The 2,426-nt window shown below is 68.5% G+C and carries 2 protein-coding genes and 1 pseudogene; 1 reads left to right on the top strand and 2 read right to left on the bottom strand.

Going from position 1 to position 2,426, the window contains the following annotated elements; all coding sequences use genetic code 11:
- The coding region (gene sitA5, locus G4D87_RS36740) for a SitA5 family polymorphic toxin (RefSeq protein ID WP_163787435.1) at positions 1 to 1,057 on the bottom strand (1,057 nt) is incomplete at its 3' end.
- A 144-nt stretch (positions 1,058 to 1,201) separates the two neighbouring features.
- On the opposite strand from sitA5, the pseudogene G4D87_RS39805 reads away from it, so the two are divergent.
- Positions 1,202 to 1,354 (top strand): annotated as a pseudogene (locus tag G4D87_RS39805) (tyrosine-type recombinase/integrase); the annotation flags it as partial.
- A gap of 40 nt (positions 1,355 to 1,394) precedes the next feature.
- Here G4D87_RS39805 and G4D87_RS36730 read toward each other — a convergent pair.
- Positions 1,395 to 2,426, bottom strand: a 1,032-nt coding sequence (locus G4D87_RS36730; RefSeq protein WP_240358909.1) for a hypothetical protein, incomplete at its 5' end; no start/stop codon positions are given.

Genomic DNA, 2,426 nt, shown 5'->3' with positions numbered 1-2,426 from the left:
GCCCACCCGTCCTGTCAGATTTATCATTTTTATCAGTGCAGATATGATGAATCTCTCCGTCAGGGTCACCCTGAATCCGTCCTCCAGCGCCCACGACAGGTCCGACCGCAGCCCCAGCGCCTTCGCCCATCGCGACTGCGGCGACCGCCGTTGGTGCGAGCGTTACGTTCAGCACCCCAGCCGACGAAATCGAGATCGCCTGAACCTCCCCGGCCAGCGCGCCTGATAGCTGGAAACCCCCTTCAAGTTGCGCCCGGGAAGCCGCCTGGGCGAAGCCCGGCATCTTCGGTCCCTGCGCCGCCATCGCGCTCTTCCCGCCCAGCGCGGACAACGCGACGATCACCAGAACGCGGGCCCCGTTGTCCCCCAGCACCTTCCCGAAGCGATGCCCGGCCCTCTCTATGTCCGCGAAGCCCGCCGCGTCCCGGGACTCGTCGAGCAAACGCAAGAAGCCTTGCCCGAGATTCCACACCGGCCCCGTCCCAAGGTAGGCGATGAGAGAGGCCGTCAGGGCAATCGCGATGACCTTCGTCATGGGCTCGGGCGCGACCAGCATCACGAGCGCCGTCCCAATCACCGTCGTAACCATCGCTCGCAGGGCGGCAGGATTCACCATGTCGCGAATCGCGTCCTCGACGCCCTCCCACACCGTGTCGAGCGCGAAATAGAGCGCAAGCATCCGCCGTTCTGAGGGACCCAGCGAAAACCCACCGGCCAGCATGCCCAGGCAGCCATGGGGCTCATCCTGCCGCTGGCAGATGCGCTCGTATGCCGAAGGGACAGACTTGCCTTGCGCGCCGTCGACGAGCCCTCCGGAAGACGCGAGCAACGAGCGGCGATCGTCCTCTTCAACCTCCCTGAAGGCGACGTCGAGCCTCATGTCGAGCACGAGCTGCGCGACAGCACGCTTGAACGCGTCTTCGCCTATCTCGACGGGGTCGGACTCGACCGGGGTGAAGGCGATTCGCTCTCCGCGCCCGGTGTGTAGATGCACGACACGAGTCGACGCGCACCCGCTCGCAAACAGCAACAGTGCAGCAATTCCTAAAGCTCTCATGTGGCCCCCGGGTCAGCCGCCAGGACATCGGCGAGCAAGGGGCCACATAGCAACCGCGTCTGACAATCTCTATGGTCCTACGAGACCCTGGGAACCTTGCAGATCAACAGCCTCCGGCTGCTCGCTTCATCCGCACGCCGCTATCAGGAGTTGATGGGGCACGCGACCATCGAGATGACGAATCGCTGCGCCCATCTGAGCCCCGACACGCGGAGAGAGGCGGTCGGTGTTCTCGACCGGCCCCCTGCTCCAGCGTGTGACATACGTGCAACACAGGCGGCCGACGCTCCCAACCACCTGTACGGCGGGAATCGAACCCGCCGCTCCGAGAAGCCTGTCAGGCCCTGTGGAAGGCCTTGGCGAAGAAGTTCTCGACGCGCGACTTCTCCGGCGCGATGGCGTTCGGCGGCGAGGCCACGCTCGTGGCGCCAGCGAGCGCGGGACGCAGACCCGCCGCGATGCCCGGCTGCATGTGGTGACGCAGGTCGAGCGCCACGTCGGCCTTCACGTGCGTGCCCAGGCCCGCGGCGGCGTTGACGTCCGCGGAGTGCTTGAGGAAGCCATTCTCCAGGCCGAACTTGCCGCCCGCCTGGGCCGCCGCGCCTGCCACCACGCCCCCGGTGACCGAGCCGTGCAGCCGGCCCACGTGGCCCCCCGCAGTGCCGTACGCGCCCGCCGTGGCGGCCGCGCCCACCTGCCCAGAGAGCAACGCCGTGCCCGTCTTCGGGTCCAGGCTGGCCACGCCCTCGGCGTAGGCGGAGGCAGAGGCCTTGGCCTCACCCTTCACGTACCCGCCCACGTGCCGGTTGAAGTCGTGGCTCGCGCTCGCCGTGACGCCCACGCCCGTCTCCGCCTTCGCCGTCAACGCGGCCGTGTAGGCGTGCTCGTTCCTGTCGAGCGACACACCGGCCTGGGCCTGCCCCTTGAAGGAGTTGGCCTCGGCGGAGACCTGGCCGCTGGTCACGCCCAGCCGGCCCGCGTGCGTCTTCTGCATTTCGTAGCCGGCGTACGGCCCACGCAGCTCGGCCTGGGCCGAGTAGTGGCGCACGCCACCGCCGCTGTAGCTCGCGGTGGAGGCCTGCATCGAGCCCACGTTGCCGCTCACCGTGCCGCCGAACGTGTCCTTCTGGAAGGGGCTGCCCGGCTTGTCGACGAACATCGTCTGCTTCGCGGCCGCGGGCGCCGTGAGCCTGTTGTCCCCACCGCTCACCATCACGTCCGACGCCCGGCCCGTGCTCTGCTCCCAGGGGCTGTAGGAAGGCGCCCCCTCGGGCATGCCCGGGTGCTTCAGGGGCTTGGGCTCCGTGGCCGCCGGCGCATTCGCGCCAGGCAGGGTCCCCGTGGGCCGGGTGGCCGTCGCGGCGGGAGG

It is taken from the genome of Myxococcus vastator (assembly GCF_010894475.1).
Taxonomy (GTDB): Bacteria; Myxococcota; Myxococcia; order Myxococcales; family Myxococcaceae; genus Myxococcus; species Myxococcus vastator.
This window is presented reverse-complemented; position numbering and strand designations above follow the sequence as displayed.